The following is a 17,214-nucleotide window of genomic DNA, read 5'->3' on the forward strand; positions in this document are numbered from 1 at the left end:
AACAGAATAATCAGTAAGTAAAGCTCGCACCCATTCTTCTCGTGTTGGCATTTCAAAAACCTCCTTTAAATCTTGAACCTTTCCCCCATTGTATACATGACGTTCCTATATTCTGATCCATACTATACGAGCAGTATAAATCGAGCGGAGGACTATCACTTCCCAATTCAGGCGGTGCCTTGTTCACAAAATCGGTTTTCACATACTGATAATCTAGTAAGTCCATGAGCTCGCCATTTAGTAAGTGATCACTAATCACCCAGTAAAGGGCCACTTCCACCGACGGAAAAAGGTTGCCCAGATCGTCCAACCCCTTGCCAAACACTGTATAGTAAAACATAGTCAGCATAATTCTTTCCACCGCTGATAAAAGGTACTCTAAAATACCTTTGCTCGCCTAAAGCTGCGGCAGGATCATCTGGATAAAATGAATCCAGCGTCATGGATTTATGAAAGAAATCTACCCAATGCAGGGGCTAGCAAATGCTCCCTATCTTGGTCCCGATAATATTATCCCTTGAGTAAACTGAACCGCCAATCCCATCATATCTCCATCATATCTCCATCATCGATATATTAACATATTTCAATAATTAGCGATAAACAATAACCGATGTTGATAAGTTGGAGTCAGGCACCAGACACTATCACACCTTCTTGGTGGAAAGCTCTTTGGCATGCTTCAATAACAACTGTTCTTCGGTTCAAATTCTGATGCTGAATTGAGAACGGGATTCAACGTTGGTTGTTTGGGGCAGTCCTGTCCGCTGCGGAATGGGGATGCTCTTATACTTGGTGACGGATTGCTTAGTTATTGCTTCTGGATATGCCCAACAATTCTTGTTGAACAAGCTGTGTCTAATATTTCTTCCTGTATTCCGTACCCGCATACAGTGCCAGATGTAACTTGGCCTTAAGCCTGTTAAGTGCAGTGAAGATAGTTAAGCGTCGGACGACAGGTTCTTCCTTATTTCACTTTTTATGTATTGCTGAGAAGTCTCTTCTGGCTCAATTTTACTAGCTGGATACTCCTCATTTCCTGCTATTTTTGACAAGGTGCACGTTAGGAAGAGTTCGCTAACATGTTACCAATTACGCCTTTCAATGCTCTGATAATCTTCAGAATAGTTTTCCATTGTTTTGGGGTCGTTACCCCTGGGGCAACAAGCAATTATTTCGGGGCTAATTATCCAATTCAATTTATTCCGTCCTACTATCTTCCTGTCTACGCTTCGCAGTACATGTTACCGCAAGACTCGGTACTTGACTGCTGGTTAGGCTTTATCAAGGCGGTTATTTCAAACCACATGCGCTCCTTGAGCTTAGCAAGGCGCAACTGGCACAATTCTGACGGATCGGAGGAATTGTGATCGGGCACTGACCCGAGCACCTGTCCCCACCTTTTCACAAGCTAAACAATAAGTTCATAAGTTGGTGTCAGGCACTGTTGCCCTGACGCAATCAACTTCAGAAAAGTTATCACTTTAACTAACATGTTACCAAGTACGCCTTTCAAGTCTCTTATAATTTTCAGAATGGTTCCCCATTGTGTTGGGGTCGTACCCCTGGGGAACCCCACTCATGAGTTCATAACCATTTTAAGTAAATAGATAGTCAATTACCTTGTCCTCATTTTTAAACGATACCCGACAATGTCCAATCAGGCAGTTCGCTTCTTTTTTGAACGTCATCTCCCGATCGCCAAAATATTGGGTATCAGATCTAGCGGAGTAAAAATCCTGCTTGTTTAGATGTTTGGCATGAATAAAATTGAGAAGATACTTCGCCACAATTGCGGCTGTTTGATATTTGTCATTACCACTCAGCAAGCTTGGCATTTTAGTGAGACATAAGCTTGTTCTTTGCAGCTTTAACCATAAGCCCCAGTGAGTTAGCAGGGGGACCCGAGTATTTTTGACCCTTGAGGAATAGATTTTCAACTCGAATCTCTGTTAATTTGTCCAGTGTTACTTTTAGGGGATTTCTATCCAACACGACAAAGTCAGCAATCTTACCCTCAGTCAGAGTGCCTCTGGTGGCTTCGTCAAAAGACAGCCGTGCCGGCCAATGTGTATGCATCCGAAGAGCATCCAGCACGGATATCCTCTGCTCTGGGTTTGGATGCTGACAAGCGGCAAAGATGCCATGTATTGGATTAGGCAACGTGCAGGGGGCATCAGAACCACCCGCTATGGTCAGCCCGTGCTTTAACATGCTTTTGAGCGGTATCAGATCCTTGACCCGTGGGCCGAGAATTTCTTCTAGATAGTCTGTAGGCTCCTGCTCCCAGTGAAGAAATGGGGATTGAACAGCAAAGTGCAGTCCTAGTTTGGCTGCTCTCTCCTGCAAAGACGGTGGGATCAGATCTGCATGGATAATAATATGACGGTGGTCACGTCGAGGATAATCTGTCAGAGCCTCTTCATAAGCCACAACGGCTTGTTCGACAGCAGCATCTCCAATGGCATGCATAGAAACCTGAAGTTCTTGCCGATTGGCCCTTTTGACGAAGTCAGACACTGTTTGTTGTGTGTAGACTAGTACGCCTTTATTATTTGTATTATTGCTATAAGGTTGACTCAAGGCTGCATCCTCTGAACCGAAACAACCGTCTAAAGCCGTGGCAAAGCACCCACCGATACGCGGCATTTTTCGTTTCTGAACCTTATCAACGTTCATCGTTTGAAAATAAATGCGGAAATTCTGGGGCAATCCATAGGCCGCCACCCTCATCATATCTACATCGATATCCCGTGGAAATCCAACCCCTTCAACCGTATGAACTAAACCGATCCCCTTGCGTGCTAAATAATCCGCACCGTGGATTAGATTCTTCAGGAGCGTCAACGGCGACAGAGCTCCAGTTATGTAGTTAACGCCGTCGTAAAAGGCTTGATGGTATAACCACCCTGTCTCTCCGTCAAATCCTGGGCTTTTTTGGACAGCATCAGGAAACTTGGCTAATAACGCTGTGTTAGCCACAGCCGCATGTCCATCGTATTTAACCAGCAAGAGGGGAAATGTTGTCATCTTATCTAAATCGACACGTTGCGGAAGCCTCTTCTCCTTTACGGTATGAGCAGAACATCCAAACCCTAGAATAAGTTTTTCCCGAGGGTTACTTCGGCGGTATCCGTTGATAATCTCCCCCATTTCGTAAAAGTCACGAACAGTACGGACATCCACAGTAGACAGGAATAAAGAGAATGAAGCAAAGTGGATATGTGAGTCCGCAAAGGCAGGCACAACGCATTTCCCGTTCAGATCTACCCGTTCCTTGATTCCGGCATATTTATCGGGTAGCTGGTCTCCCATAAAAAGGATCTTCCCTTGGTCCTCTATCAAGACTTGAAAGGTTCTATTCTCATCCTCACATGATATGAATTCTGCATTTTCATAGACCCTCAAACGTGTCACCTACCTCTACTTCTCATTTTTCGTCATGTAACTATTCTCCTCAGCGTATGACGTGATTCACACCATATGTTAATGAACCAAATTCTTCATGATTCTGTAATACCCTGCCAGCAGCTGTTTCTTTTAACAATATTCTGAGGCTTTATTTATGCGGTTCACTTCTGGTATCGCAAGGTAAAACAAGCACCCCAAGTTCTGTAAAGAAACCTGGGGCGCTAAATGAATCTTTTGTTTCTGAAAATCTTGCAAAGCTATTAGCGCGACTTCCTTTGCCACTTCATTTATGCTCTTGCCGTCAAAGGTTAAGCCTAAGCCTTGCGCGATTTTCATCAACTTATCTGGGCCTTTAATTTCATAAGGTGCAATGCCTTCGGCTACTTCCAAAAGGGTTTGTGTAACTTCACGGGCATGTTCGACATGAGGTGTGGTCCCATCGACGATGAGTGTTAGCAAGTTGCGAGCGACGATCTGATCAGCCGTTGCACCGCAGACCCCTCGCTTCGCTCCTTTTTCACCAAAACTAATCCTCATCTGCCGGGTTCCCTTCCCAACATTCCTTCCATGATTGATACCGCTCATATTTGCTGATAAATCATCCATACTAAAAAAAGCACCTTCGATAGAAGATGCTTCATGCTCCATTAACAAACCCACCTTTTTAGATATTTGATTTTCTCTAAACGGTTCAACGCGTGAAAAAAATTCATGTTTCCCTTTTAATAGGTAATATATACTTATTGGACTGCCGACTTCAGATATCTTTATTTACCTAGGAACTTCGCTGGACGTTTTTCCATAAAGGCTTTCATGCCTTCCTTTTGATCTTCTGTCGCAAACAAGAGACTAAAACATTTATGTTCATATTCCAAGCCTGCCTCTAAATCCATCCTCAGCCCCTCATTAACAGCCGATTTGGCCAAGCGTAAGGCCACTGCCCCTTGAACAGCAAACCGCTTCGCCATTTTTTGGGTTTCTGCTGCTAACTGATCAGCAGGAACTACTTTGTTCACAAGACCTATGCGCAAAGCCTCATCTGCAGCAATAAAACAGCCGCTAAAAATTAGTTCTTTGGCCCGTCCTATACCGATCAGACGAGGCAGACGTTGAGTTCCCCCGGCGCCTGGTAGAATCCCCAGTTTTATTTCTGGCAAGCCGAATTGAGCATTGTCCGCTGCAATGCGTACATCCGCCACTAAGGTTAGTTCACACCCTCCGCCCAAGGCAAAACCTGAGATAGAGGCGATAACGGGCTTTGGCATATTCTCAATTGCCTTGAAAGCCCTAAGCGAGGGTTTTTCCCCAGTCGCCACATCCACTGCAGTAGAGCTTGCCATTTGACTGATATCAGCCCCAGCCGCAAAGACTTTCTCCCCGCCCGTGATGATAACTACTCTCACTGCATTATCAGCTGCAAGTTTTGTGGCTGCTTCCTCCAACTCATTGAATACTTTGTCATTCAACGCGTTTAGCACCTCAGAACGATTTAGAGTGATCGAGGCGATTCCTTCTTCGATTTCCACAATTATTGTCTCATAAGCCATTCGTACTACCTCCTTTAACGTGTCCCTTCAAACAACAGTTTCCCTAGTTACGGTGCTGGGGTGCTAAATTCAGAGAACTTTTGCGCCCCTACTAGACCCAATTTTCAGTTGATCAGATGGCTGACCGCCACTTATCTCCCACCTCTTAAGTGGGAGATAAGCCCCTGGATAAGTTCAACTAAACTTCAGATGGAGTTAAAACTCCACCTGTAAAAATTTCCTTTATACGGCATTGGATAAAATTCGTTTCTAAACTCTTTCGAAGATAGTAGTAATCCCTTGTCCGCCACCGATACAAGCTGTGATTAGGCCAAATTGAACGTCCCTACGATTCATTTCGTAGACTAATTTTGTGGTGAGAATAGCACCTGTAGCACCGATTGGATGACCGTGAGCGATCGCCCCACCATTGACGTTCAGTTTATTCATGTCAAAATGAAGTTCTCTGTCTACTGCCAACGATTGAGCTGCAAATGCCTCATTCAGTTCTATTAGGTCGATGTCGCCTAAAGTTAGACCGGCTTGAGCCAAGGCTTTTCTGGTTGCTGGTACTGGGCCGATACCCATAATATTAGGATCGACACCGGCGACAGCAAACGTGCGAATTTTAGCTAATGGTTTTAGACCGAGGGCCTTAGCTCTATCGGCTGACATTACGACGATTGCACCAGCTCCATCGTTTAAGCCAGAACTGTTCCCTGCTGTTACCGTTCCGTTGGCTTTAAAGGCTGGGGGAAGTTTGCTCAAGCTATCCATCATTGTTTGGGGACGAGGATGTTCATCCGTATCAAAAACAATCGTTTTATTCTTACCTGCAGGCACAGTTAGCGGGACAATTTGATCTTTGAACAGGCCCGCTTCGATTGCTTTACCCATTTTTTGCTGGCTTCTCAGAGCAAATTCGTCCTGTTCCTGACGGCTAATCTGATATTTGTCAGCCAAGTTTTCTGCCGTAATCCCCATTGGCGAATTACCGATTTCATTGGTTGACAATTGGAATGAACGGAATTGTGGTGGAGTCCTGCTAAAGAAATCCATATGCTCCATCACATAGGGTTGAAGCGAACAGCTTTCTACACCTCCAGCGAGAAATACGTCTCCCATACCTGCCATCACTGCTTGGGCAGCTAGATTTACTGCGTTCAAACCTGAACCACACTGCCGATCTACTGTCACTCCAGGTATCTCCATAGGTAAACCAGCTTGCAGTGAGCATAAGTGGGCAATATTCCCACCAGCATTCATACAATTTCCAAAGATCACATCTTCAATCTCAAGTGGATCAAGACCTATGCGTCTGATCGCCTCTTTTATCACCTCTGCGCCATAAAAATGAGGTGCAATCCTACCCAGTGTACCACCTGCACGGCCAACGGCTGTACGAACTGCTGATACAATAACTGCTTCTTTCACTATGTTAACCTCCAAAAATTTTTTTCTAATAATTCCCACTTTATCTTATGATTTCTTTATTCGTACAAGTAAAAACCCTTTTTCGCCTTAACACCATATTCTCCCTTGGTAAATTTCTCAACCAGTAACGGAGAGGGCTTGTCCGTAGCATCACCAGTATTCTGATAGCGTTCCATACCAATATAGTACGCAAGATCTATCCCTGTGAAATCCATTAGACGGAAGGGTCCCATCGGATGGCCTAAAGCATTCGTTACCGCCAGGTCAATTTCTTCGGTAGTTGCAATACCCATGTCGGCGAGATACAATGCCTCACTATTTAGGGCTCCTAGTATCCGATTTACTAGGAAACCATATATTTCTTTCTTAAGTAAAATACCCGTTTTGCCAAGTTTTGCGGTCAGGTCCATTGTAACTTGGGCGGTTTCTACGGAAGTATGCGCTCCCTGTACAACCTCAACTAGTTTCATGACAAGGGCAGGATTAAAGAAGTGCATGTTACAAACCTTATCTGGCCGCTTTGTGGCATCCGCTACTTGCGAACTGACGATAAACGAACTATTAGTAGCTAGAATCGCATGTGGAGGAGTGATCCTGTCCAAATCTGCAAAGAGCTTTCGCTTAATGCCTATTTTCTCCACTGCTGCTTCGATCACAAAATCAGCTGCACCTGCAGCTTCTTCTAGATTTTTTGTAAAGCTCAAATTTGCTAAGGCCTTGTCTACTTGTTCTTGCCTCAATTTTCCTTTAGCTACGCGTTCCGGCAAATAAGTGTTTGCAAAAGCTTCTGCTTTGTTCAACATATCTTGGCTGATGTCAGTACAGGACACTTTATACCCAGCCAATGCACCACACACGGCAATCTGATGACCCATGTTGCCGGCCCCGATCACACAAATTTGTTTGATATCTTCTACTTTCAATTTTCATACCTCCTCAATTTCCTTATATCTACCTTTTTTGTGCCCAAGGCCTTGCTAATTGTAACTTTTCTCGTATCTACTCCCACCCGGACTGCAGTTCGGGCTGGGACAGTTCTTTAGAGAAATACCCACTTGAGCCTAGACTGCAACCCGCTTCCTAGCATGATGCTGTCAATCTGGTCGTACAGTTCAGTTAAATTAAAGCAACGATTTTCCTTGGGCACGGTTATTAGCTATTCCCAGTCTCCCCCTCTCCGCTGCGACTTCTTCTTTAAATTATTTTGGAAATAAGACATGATAATTTATAATAGTGCAATACTCATGCCAGAAATCTTATCAGCAAGTAATATCTAAATAACTAGTTTTCGTATATTCACCCCACTGGTATATGGTCAGCGAAAAAGGTTTGGATTGAAAATAGAATGTCAGTTTGTCATATAGATATAATTTCCAGGCCATAAATCTGCTTAGTAAGTAAATTTTTAAGTGTTGTTTTTTCTGACAGTGTTGTCTTTTCTTATACCTCTCCGAACCATGAGTGAGAGGTATAAGAAAAAGAGAAATAAGTCCAACGATGAGAAACATCATCGGACTTATTGCTAAATGATTTTCTTAAAACAAGCTATGAGACCCTATGCTTTAATATCGTGGTTTTTAGCAGTAGCCCCCATAATTGCCGCAATCGCTTTCGTGAGTCCCATAAGCATGACAACGACGACGGCTCCTCCAATTAATTCGCATCCTATCCACAGCATAATATTCGGATTAGGGAGTGATGCAGCAAGCGCTGTTACAAGGAAATACATAAAAGCATAATTGTTGAACACAATTGGAAGAGCATCCATAAATAAGACAATACAGAAAACAAATATGCAGACATAGGCTATACTGGATTCCCAAGCTCCAAAAGTAGAGGCCGTCAATCCCATCCATGCTTTTAGAATAACAAAGTTGTAGATTCCAAACGCTCCACCAACTAGTATTTTCGGAATCTCCTTGTTATCCTGATGTGACATAAAGACAAAAACCATAACCATAAAGACAGGCCAGGTAGGCAACTTAAAATGATGTAAAGCCCATTCCAATACCACGATAATTGCAAGTAGTAAAATACCGGTAACAAATTTTTGTTTAGTTAAAATCGTTCCCATTTATACATCCCCCTCTTATTTTAATAGCTACTCGGCATTCGCTTACAGAAATCTTTATTCATTTTTTATAGTTTATTAGTTTTGACCCAGATCTTCATTTTTTCAGCTTCTTTAATCAATTCATCCTGCATATCTGGGTCAGCAATGCTGATAAGAAGCTCAGCTCGCTCCCAGGTACTCCTGCCTTTAAGATCCACCGCACCGTATTCTGTTACAACATGGTTAGTAACAGTGCGCGGAACGGTGACGATCCCTCCGGGAGTCAAGGTTGGCACGATGCGGGATTTCTTTTCTCCTTCGCCTTCCTTCAGCGAGGACAGACAGATGATTCCCTTACCACCTCTTGACTTAAAGGAGGAGAAGATAAAATCGAACTGCCCCCCGGTACCAGTGACTTGGCGGATACCTGAAGACTCTGAACAGACCTGCCCAAAAAGGTCAATCTCTATAGCGTTGTTGATGGAGATTAGCTTGTCGTGCTGGGCTGCGACAGAAGGACTGTTGGTATAATCCACCGGGTAACTGGCCGCCGCTCTATTCATGTGCAGAAAATCGTATAATTTCTGGGTTCCCAGTGCGAAGGTGTAGGCCATCCTGCCTTGGTCAAAGGCTTTGCGCTTACCAGTCATAACCCCCGCCTCATACATGTCGACGTAAGCATCTACTAGTATTTCGGTGTGGGCTCCCAGGTCCTTGAGGTCGGATTGGGCGATCATCATCCCCACTGCACTGGGCATACCACCGATACCTAGCTGGATGACAGATCCGTCTTCAATCATTTTCATAACATGGCTGGCAACCATTTTATCGACGTCGTTGGGAATAGCGGCGGGTACCTGGATCAACGGCTTGTTGTCCGTCTCCACGATCATGTCAACTTCAGAAATGTGGATTGCTTCAAGGTTACCACCCAGGCAATAGGGAGCCTTATCACAAACTTCGACAATGATTTTCTTCGCAGTTTTTGCATAAGCATAAGTATCAGAGTTGGAAGTGCTGAAGTTGAAGTACCCTCTGCTGTCTATAGGAGCCACCTTAAACATGAACACATCCGTTTCATAATAACGTCTAAGGATTTCCGGGCCTTCGTGGTAGAGCATAGGAACATAGTTACACAAATCCTTGTCATGGAGCATACGGTCTCCACCACTGAAATGCCAACTGTTGTAAATGAAGTGCTCCCTCGTTGGATCGCAGGCGGCCACCTGCGCCAGCCCGGGATAAACCACACTATAGACTTTAACCATCCTGAGTTCGTCTTTCCGTTGTGCCAAATATGGGTCAAGGAAAGTAGGGGCCATCGCGAAGTGTCCGTAGGCCACCGAGTCGCCGGACTTAACTACCTTGACTGCATCTTCCGGGGAAACTAGTTTTCTTCTGTATTCAGTCATAAAATCCATAAAGAAGCCCCTTTCTTGTGCATTTATTAATAATCAAAGGTCTCCGTAATTGACTCCATTACGGAGGTATCGCCATCCAACACGATATCCATGACCGACCAGACGTTGGGAACTACGTTCCTCAGGTAATATCGAGTGGACAGCAACTTTCCGTTGTAGAAGTTGTACTCAAAATGCTCTTTGCCGAGTTCTTCGATCTTTTTCTTGGCTATCAAGGCCTGATCCAAAAGGCACATTCCGCCGTATAGCTGAGCGGTGGCAGTCAGGATACGACGAGAATAGGTTGGCATCATACCGGGTTTACCATCAGTCATGTACTCAGCCATGGCGGTCATAATTGCCTTATAAGAAACCAGAGCCTTCTCCAGATTTACAAATTCCTTTTCAAATCCAACTACAGCCTTGTTCTCACTGATAAAATCTTCGATGCTCTTCAGGAACGCTGCGAAGACAGTACCCTTGCCCATGGTCCACTTACGACCTAGCAGATCTAGTGACTGAATGAAGTTGGTACCCTCCCAGATGGAATAAATCTTAACGTCACGTGCAGCCTGGGCTACGGGAAATTCTTCGCAGAAACCGTATCCACCATGGGCCTGAATGGATTCGCTAATGCAATTCCAGGCTTCGTCAGACGGATAGGCCTTAGCGAGCGGAGTCAGGCACTCCGCCATCCCTGCGGCTGCTTTCTTACGCTCAGGGTCTGTTTCCAAGTGGCTCACTTCAATGTAGTAGGCTGCTTTGTTAATGATCGCCCGGCAGGCTTCTAGAGTTGCCTTGTTCAGCATCAGCATCCGTTTTACGTCCTCGTGGTTGATAATCTGTGTACGGCTCGCTTTCGGGTTGGTAATAGTACGACCCTGGATACGCTCTTTACAGTAAGCCGCAGTGTTCCAGTAAGCATTCGAGGCTACACCTAAGGCAGCCGAACCGGTCAACAATCTCTCCTCGTTCATCATCTGGAACATCTGGGCAATTCCCTGGCCAGTCCCGGTCTCGGTGTCGTAAGTTCCTAGGAGCAATCCACGGCAGCCGTTGTTCTCACCACAGGCCAGAGCCACTGTAGCCGACCCCTTTAGTCCCATCTTGTGCTCGACCCCAGTTGACTCCACATCGTTGGGTTCTAGGCTGCCATCTTTGTTAACCCAGTACTTGGGAACAATAAACAAGGATATGCCCCTAGTACCTTGGGCAGCCTTGTCGATGCGAGCGAGGTAGAGGTGAATCACGTTGTCCACATGGTCGCCGTCCCCGCCGGTGATGAATATCTTGCTGCCTTTAATCTTATAAATACGTGGATTATCAGTGGGATAAGCCTTCGAGAGGATGTCACCTACATCGGAGCCAGCGGATGGTTCGGTTAGACACATTGTCCCTGACCATGTGCCGTCGAACATCTTGGGCAGAAACATTTCCTTGTCCTGTTCTTCACCGAAGGACTGGATGAGGCCTGCGGCCCCGGACGTCAGAGCAACGTAAGGCATAAAAGCCGGGTTGACCCCAGTCATGAATTCGTTGATTGCGCACTGTATGACGAAAGGAAGACTTCCGCCCTCATTATTCACATTGCTTGTTCCCCAGCCATTCTTATTAATATATTTGAACAGAGTTTTAAAAGATTCAGGCAGATAGACCTTGCCATTTTCAAAGTATGCCGGGTTTTTTTCGCCGTCATCGGCGGTCGGAGCCATTATTTCCCGTGCAACTTTGTCGATAGAATCGATAATCGGGTCAATGTCGTCCACGCTATAAAAATCCTTGTGTTTATCGTAGGCAAATACCTCACTAATAGGAATCCATTCTTTGAGTATGAATTTTAGGTCTCTCGTTTTGTATGCATAATTTGAAGACACTGCAATAACCTACCTTTCAGAATTACTGGTGTTGCCCCATCACATTGAAAACAAGTTAGATTGATTCTACGGCGGTCGCCCTAGTTGCACTTATGCTCCCAGAAAGTATGTAACCGAAAGTTATACTTTCTGACTAGTACTAAATGGCAAGATATCCCCCGTCAACGGCCAGTATCTGTCCAGTGCAATAACTAGAAGCATCCGAAGCGAGGTACACTACTGCCCCCTTAAGCTCTTCATCCCCGCCGAAACGCCGCATGGGGATATGCTTCATCACAATATTTCCCATTTCGCTATTCCTAGTCTCCTCAGTCATATCCGTTGGGAAATACCCTGGAGCAATTGCATTAACTGTAATGTTATAACGAGCCCACTTCGCAGCGAGGTCTTTAGTCATAATATTGATCGCACCTTTGCTAGCCATGTAAGCAATTGCATCTGTTGCTTCCGCTTCGGCCCCTACAAACCCACAGACTGAAGAAAGGTTAATTATTTTTCCATACTTTTGTTTGATCATCACCTTACCAGCTTCCTGGCAGCCGAAGAAACAGCCGTTCAGGTTAACGCCCATAACCTTATTCCAGCCTTTTAATGTATGATCAACAGCCGGTTCTCCCCATACCACTCCTGCATTATTAACCATTATGTCAAGCTTCCCAAATGCACGAACAGTTGTAGCTATCAAATTTTGAACACTTTCCTGGTTGCTTACATCACAGGCTACAGGAAGTGCTTTGACTCCTAGTTCCTTACTGATTTTTTCTGCGGCTACTTCACAACGGTTGAGTTTTCTCGCCGCCAATATAACGTTGGCGCCCGCCTCAGCTAAGCCAGTTGCCATTTGCAAGCCCAAACCAGTCGAACCTCCGGTGATGACTGCAACACGCCCACTTAGATCAAACATTTTTTGAATACCCATGTATAATTTCTCCTTTTGATACCCATTTTGAGGGAAAGACATGCGCCTCTAAGACTCTGTTCAGGCCCGTTGTAGAATTAAAGATTGGCACCACCTCGCAATCATTAGAATCAAAGTACTCAAATGTATGACATATAAGGAAATACATTTACGTTAATTTTAAGAATATTGCAATAATCATGCCAGGAAGCTTATCAGTAAAGTAAAGCTAATTACTAGGTTTTTTTAATATGTTCCACAGTGAGAGATTATTGTAACTGATGTAGTGTTGTCTAACACTGTTGTCTATTGCTACAGACTCCCCTCTTATTGGCAAAGGGAATACTGCAACAGTTGCTATTTAGGCATATGAAAGAAAATGTCCCTTAGTCAAAGAAATACTCCTCTTCCATCTCTAAAAAGGCTCTATCATTTTTCTTAATGGATTCGAACTTACCGATTACCGCAGGCAATAGCATTCCCAAATAGTATTTTGCGGTCACTATTTTACCTGTATAAAAATTGGCATTAGAATTACCTTTAAATAGATAATCCTGCGCGCTTTTTTCTTTTGCAGTATATATTTTATTTATTACGTCCAGCTTATTGCTAGCTAATGTAGCCTGCCATAGGAACATCCACCCCACCATTAAATCTCCCCATATTTCGAGATAGGTCTGTGCCCAAGATTGAGTTAACGCCAATTCTCCATAAGAGTTCTGAGTTTTGATCTGTTCAGTTATTTCCTCAAGCGTGTCCAGGTACATACTCAACTCATTAGCATACGAAGCCAATTCAGGGACTTCAAGAGCATCCTTGATAGTTTCGTTGACTTGGAAAATAATCGCCTTGTAAGCCGCCCCATTCTTCATATTAATTTTACGGCCGATCAGGTCTAAGCATTGAATGCCGTTAGTTCCCTCATAAATAGAAGTTATCTTACTATCCCTGGCGAACTGCTCCACTAAATACTCCGAGCAGTATCCATACCCACCGAGGACTTGTATAGCTTTTATACATACATCAAAGCCCTTATCGCTACCATAGGCCTTGCAGATAGGAGTCAGTACCTCGAGAATGTCACTGTATTTTCTCTTCTCCTCCTCGTCGTCTTCGTAAACATGCATCTTGTCCATACAGTAAATAGAGTATAGTATTAAGGCCCTTACCCCTTCGGTATAACTTTTCATCCACATAAGGTTTGTTTTTACATCCGAATGAACAATAATAGGATCCTGGTCGAAGCCTTTCTTGCCCAATCCAAGGCCTTGACTTCTTTCCCGAGCATAATTTAAGGCATGCAAATAGGCTGTACTTCCCTGGGCTAATCCTTGCAGTCCAACCAGCAGTCTCTGTTCATTCATCATGTTGAACATGGTTACAATCCCATTTCGTTCTTGGCCAAGGAGTTCCCCAACACAATTTCCGTTATCACCAAAAGCCAATACGCTTGTTGCTGAGCCTCTCATGCCCATTTTGTGCTCAATTCCGACGCAAGTGACGTCATTATCTTCGCCAAAGCTTCCGTCATCATTTACTCTAATTTTAGGAACCACGAAACAGGATAATCCTTTGGTTCCTTCTGGATCGCCTTCTATCCTGGCCAAAACGATATGAATGATATTCTCCGTTAAGTCAGTTTCTCCGCCGGTGATGAATATCTTCCCACCGCTTAGGGAGTATGTCCCATCTTCGTTTTTCCGGGCTTTAGTTCTAACCGCACCGACATCACTACCCGCTTGAGATTCAGTCAGACACATGGTTCCGCTGTATATCCCAGCGTACAACTGCAGCATGTATTTCTTTTTCTGTTCCTCGGTCCCAAAAACCTCAATAACTTTTGCAGTGCTATGCGTCAAGCCATAATAACCAGTAAGGCCATGGTTGGCTGCAAAAAACAGCTGCTTGCAGATATAATCTATAACAAGAGGTAGGTTCTGCCCTCCTACTTCATAAGACTCCTGAACGCAGAACCAACCACCATCGCATAGCTTTTGAAAGGGCTTATGGTACACATCTGGAACCTTTACCTTGCCGTTATCCCAAGTACAGCCCTGTTTATCTCCTGGATTATTGGCTGGTGCAAAATCGTTAACCGCCAGTTTTTCTGCAGCGTTAATAATCATTTCAAAGGTATCCAACGAATGGTCACTATAACGCTCCGACTTGCACAGTTCTTCTACATTAAGCTGTTCATATAGTATAAAACGAGCATCTTTTAAATCGCATAATTTATTACCCATTACAGTCACTCCTCTAATAATGCGCATCTACTAATCAATACTATTTGTTTCCACGCTTACTCCAGTGTTTAATCTACTCTGATGACTGCTGCATCTCCTTGCCCGTTATCAGAAACATGTTCACAGAAAATCCTCCTTTCATAAGGTTCGTAATTATAACTCGCAATTTCTATGCCAAATAAACGACTGCTAAAAAGAAGCCCCTCCTCCCAAAACCCGCCTATATGGGAAAGTAATTCAATGTCTGGTACGATGTGTTTCTTTACAGTGTTGTCTTTTCTTACACTTCTGCGAACTCTTTATTTATTCATGTGAAACTATGCGTGAGAGGAAATAGACTATAAAAAAAACAAGCCCGATGATGAGAAACATCATTGGGCTTGTTACTATTTGTTTAATATACAGATCTCAAATAGTTTTAAAGTTTATATTTGGCTATCTTTTGATAGAGAGTTGTTCTTGCTACACCAAGTTCATTGGCTACCCTAGTAATATTGCGGTTGTGCTGTTCAAGTAGGCTTTCTATAAGATCCCTCTCATAATTCTTTATCGGCATATAATTTCCTCGGGTCTTCGTAGAACGAATCTCTACTGGCAAATGATCTATGGATAAGATAGTGTCGTTGCAGACGTTTACTACACGTTCCAATACATTTTGCAGTTCTCGTATGTTTCCAGGCCAAGGGTATTTGTTGAATATTTCTAATACGTTTTTATCTGGTTTAATAGCAGGTTTTTTAAACTTAATACAAAGATTATCGAGAATTCTTTTTGTAAACAGGGCAATATCTTCTTTCCTTTCACGTAGAGGTACCATCCGTATAGCAAATACATTAAGTCGATAGAAAAGGTCTTGGCGAAACTTTCCCTGGCTGACCTCGAGAGATAAGTCTTTATTGGTAGCGGCAATAATCCGAACATCCACAGGGATTACATCGTTTCCGCTAACTCGGGTTATTGTCTTTGTTTCCAATACCCTTAAAAGCGAGGTTTGAAGTTCTAGCGGCATTTCACCAATTTCATCTAGAAATATTGTCCCACCGCTAGCTAGCTCAAATTTCCCCATTTTCCCCCCACGGCTGGCTCCAGTAAAGGCGCCCTCCACATAGCCAAATAACTCACTAGCGATCAGTTCACGGGGAATAGCTCCACAATTCAGCGCTACGAAAGGACCTCTTTTTCTAATCCCCGTGTTATGAATAGCTTGGGCGAACACATCTTTACCAGTGCCGCTTTCTCCGAGAAGCAAGACGTTAGATGTGCTATCGGCGGCCTTGCGGGCGAGCTCCACTGTTTCTAGGTAAGCTGGTTCCTCTCCAACTAAATCTAAGAAAGTACAATTTACTCTGGCTCCACTCATACGTTGTACTAGTTTTTGAGCACGGGAAATTTCGTTTAACAGAAGTACTGTTCCTTTGTTAATACCATTACCCTTGATGGGACGCGTTGTAACTAGATAGGTTGTCTTAACCTTCCCAATAAAAATATCCACTTCATGATCCGTCACTTGCCTGTTAAATTTAATCATATTCTTCAATTCACTATTTTTATCTCCAAAAATGGTATCACAGTTACCCTTAAGAGATTCTGCAGCATTATGTTCTAAATATTGTGCAGCTATACTGTTTATTTGAGTGATTTGCCCTTCTTCGTCGACAGCTAACAACCCTTCGGAAATAGATTCAATGATAGCATTTTTATAATTATTGGATAACTCCAATAATGAAACGGTTTCTTCCAACTTTAACTGATTTTCAATTGCATTAACTGCAGTAACCGCCATACCCAGGGTGTGGGGATGGACTTTTTCATAGGAACCGCTAATAACAAGCGCACCTATTAACCTACCCTGAGGATCGTGGATGGGAGCCCCCGAACAAGTCCAATGGTGTGCTTCTAACCAATAATGCTCCCGTCCAAATATTTGTACTGGTTTATCTAAGAACAAGGCGGTCCCAACTCCGTTATTACCAATGGTTTTCTCCGACCAATCTACCCCTGGTACAAAATCACCGGCAATAGCCGATGATTTTACTTTCTCGTCCCCATACATTTCCAACAAACATCCTTGTTCATCGGCTAAGACAATAACAAAATTCCCGTCCCCAACAAAATTAAAAAGATTTTTCATTACTGGTAAACTTACATCGATTAATTTTCTATACTTATTTACATGTGTTTCTAATTCAATTCCTTGATACACCGTAATAGGTTTAGCTTTAATTGGATTAACCTTATAATAATGACAACGATCCCAGGAATCTAGTATCATCTCTCGAACAGATTCACGATCAGATTCATGATCAGATATACCTTCGTTGATAAACCTTTTCCATAATTTTTTTATTTTCTCTTGCGATGTAAAAATTATACTG

General features: G+C 43.6%; 12 protein-coding genes. All 12 read right to left on the reverse strand.

Annotation, left to right across the window (positions count from 1 at the left end):
• Nucleotides 1-52: 52 nt before the first annotated feature.
• A complete protein-coding gene (locus E4K67_RS30385; protein WP_206752200.1) occupies nt 53-349 on the reverse strand; it encodes a hypothetical protein in 297 nt (98 codons plus the stop codon).
• A 1,490-nt stretch (nt 350-1,839) separates the two neighbouring features.
• Complete coding sequence (locus tag E4K67_RS14945) at nt 1,840-3,315, reverse strand: amidohydrolase (RefSeq protein WP_206752201.1); 1,476 nt, start codon at nt 3,313-3,315, stop codon at nt 1,840-1,842.
• A gap of 225 nt (nt 3,316-3,540) precedes the next feature.
• Nucleotides 3,541-4,059: a hypothetical protein gene (locus tag E4K67_RS14950; RefSeq protein WP_135548094.1), complete on the reverse strand. Its 519-nt coding sequence runs from the start codon at nt 4,057-4,059 to the stop codon at nt 3,541-3,543.
• A gap of 119 nt (nt 4,060-4,178) precedes the next feature.
• A complete protein-coding gene (locus tag E4K67_RS14955; RefSeq protein WP_135548096.1) occupies nt 4,179-4,958 on the reverse strand; it encodes an enoyl-CoA hydratase/isomerase family protein in 780 nt (259 codons plus the stop codon).
• Between the two features lie 249 nt (nt 4,959-5,207).
• Nucleotides 5,208-6,371, reverse strand: coding sequence for a thiolase family protein (locus E4K67_RS14960; RefSeq protein WP_199242551.1), 1,164 nt, complete (start codon nt 6,369-6,371; stop codon nt 5,208-5,210).
• Nucleotides 6,372-6,427: 56 nt separating this feature from the next.
• A complete protein-coding gene (locus E4K67_RS14965; RefSeq protein ID WP_135548098.1) occupies nt 6,428-7,294 on the reverse strand; it encodes a 3-hydroxyacyl-CoA dehydrogenase family protein in 867 nt (288 codons plus the stop codon).
• Between the two features lie 632 nt (nt 7,295-7,926).
• Entirely contained in the window at nt 7,927-8,445 is a 519-nt protein-coding gene (locus E4K67_RS14975) for a hypothetical protein (RefSeq protein WP_135548100.1), read from the reverse strand.
• 65 nt (nt 8,446-8,510) lie between these two features.
• A complete protein-coding gene (locus tag E4K67_RS14980) occupies nt 8,511-9,845 on the reverse strand; it encodes an acetyl-CoA hydrolase/transferase family protein (protein WP_135548102.1) in 1,335 nt (444 codons plus the stop codon).
• A 26-nt stretch (nt 9,846-9,871) separates the two neighbouring features.
• Complete coding sequence (locus tag E4K67_RS14985; protein ID WP_135548104.1) at nt 9,872-11,698, reverse strand: acyl-CoA dehydrogenase family protein; 1,827 nt, start codon at nt 11,696-11,698, stop codon at nt 9,872-9,874.
• 139 nt (nt 11,699-11,837) lie between these two features.
• Nucleotides 11,838-12,617 carry a glucose 1-dehydrogenase gene (locus E4K67_RS14990; protein ID WP_135548106.1) on the reverse strand — a complete coding sequence of 260 codons (780 nt, stop codon included), beginning with the start codon at nt 12,615-12,617 and terminating at the stop codon, nt 11,838-11,840.
• Nucleotides 12,618-12,982: 365 nt separating this feature from the next.
• Nucleotides 12,983-14,839, reverse strand: coding sequence for an acyl-CoA dehydrogenase (locus tag E4K67_RS14995; RefSeq protein WP_158408485.1), 1,857 nt, complete (start codon nt 14,837-14,839; stop codon nt 12,983-12,985).
• A 418-nt stretch (nt 14,840-15,257) separates the two neighbouring features.
• Nucleotides 15,258-17,111, reverse strand: a complete 1,854-nt coding sequence (locus tag E4K67_RS15000; RefSeq protein ID WP_135548110.1) for a sigma-54-dependent Fis family transcriptional regulator — start codon at nt 17,109-17,111, stop codon at nt 15,258-15,260.
• Between the last annotated feature and the right edge of the window lie 103 nt (nt 17,112-17,214).

The organism is Desulfosporosinus fructosivorans, assembly GCF_004766045.1.
GTDB classification, from domain to species: Bacteria; Bacillota; Desulfitobacteriia; order Desulfitobacteriales; family Desulfitobacteriaceae; genus Desulfosporosinus; species Desulfosporosinus fructosivorans.

Coding starts and splice junctions, on each gene's coding strand:
- E4K67_RS30385 (WP_206752200.1), bottom strand. CDS start 349: ATGCTGACTATGTTTTACTATACAGTGTTTGGCAAGGGGTTGGACGAT.
- E4K67_RS14945 (WP_206752201.1), bottom strand. CDS start 3,315: ATGGGAGACCAGCTACCCGATAAATATGCCGGAATCAAGGAACGGGTA.
- E4K67_RS14950 (WP_135548094.1), bottom strand. CDS start 4,059: ATGGAGCATGAAGCATCTTCTATCGAAGGTGCTTTTTTTAGTATGGAT.
- E4K67_RS14955 (WP_135548096.1), bottom strand. CDS start 4,958: ATGGCTTATGAGACAATAATTGTGGAAATCGAAGAAGGAATCGCCTCG.
- E4K67_RS14975 (WP_135548100.1), bottom strand. CDS start 8,445: ATGGGAACGATTTTAACTAAACAAAAATTTGTTACCGGTATTTTACTA.
- E4K67_RS14980 (WP_135548102.1), bottom strand. CDS start 9,845: ATGGATTTTATGACTGAATACAGAAGAAAACTAGTTTCCCCGGAAGAT.
- E4K67_RS14990 (WP_135548106.1), bottom strand. CDS start 12,617: ATGGGTATTCAAAAAATGTTTGATCTAAGTGGGCGTGTTGCAGTCATC.
- E4K67_RS14995 (WP_158408485.1), bottom strand. CDS start 14,839: ATGGGTAATAAATTATGCGATTTAAAAGATGCTCGTTTTATACTATAT.
- E4K67_RS15000 (WP_135548110.1), bottom strand. CDS start 17,111: ATGATACTAGATTCCTGGGATCGTTGTCATTATTATAAGGTTAATCCA.